The following is a 500-nucleotide window of genomic DNA, read 5'->3' on the forward strand; positions in this document are numbered from 1 at the left end:
CATGCAGGGTGGTGTGGGGGCTGGAGGCTAGATACCTCCGGCTACCCGATTAGGCATTTCTACTTCCTGCCCCTCGAAATGTAGTCGGCATATTCATCTTGAATCATAAACTCGTTTAATAATCTTTCAGATGATCCTGCGAATCGTTGCTCAATAAACTCTATCGCTTGGCCAAATGAAGTGAAAGATTTGACCTCATTGGCGTCCTCTAGCTCCAGGTCTGGATCAAGTGGACCGAACTCATAAATATCGATGAATGATTCATCACCCAGGTCAGCTGTTTCGTAAACTGAGACATCTATTTCGGATTTGGAACCTCGAACGCTTAGCCACCGAACACCAGCACGACCATCCCGTTCGCACCCACCAAGAAAGCACTCAACTGCTTTTCCTCGCTTAAGTGCCGACTCTGCTTCCTGAAGATTGAGGTATCTACGGCTCATCGTGTATGCCTAACGCTTCAAGAACCGGTGCGGCTTGCCGCATCCGGGTTACTTGAC

1 protein-coding gene is annotated in these 500 nt (G+C 48.8%); it reads right to left on the reverse strand.

What is annotated here, in order from left to right; translation table 11 throughout:
- Window positions 1-59: 59 nt before the first annotated feature.
- Window positions 60-443, reverse strand: coding sequence for a hypothetical protein (locus tag FW758_RS24800; RefSeq protein ID WP_446446848.1), 384 nt, complete (start codon window positions 441-443; stop codon window positions 60-62).
- Between the last annotated feature and the right edge of the window lie 57 nt (window positions 444-500).

It is taken from the genome of Shewanella sp. 1180_01 (assembly GCF_052850535.1).

What these genes read in the sequence shown, in the direction of transcription:
- FW758_RS24800 (WP_446446848.1), bottom strand. Translation starts at nt 443, where the DNA reads ATGAGCCGTAGATACCTCAATCTTCAGGAAGCAGAGTCGGCACTTAAG.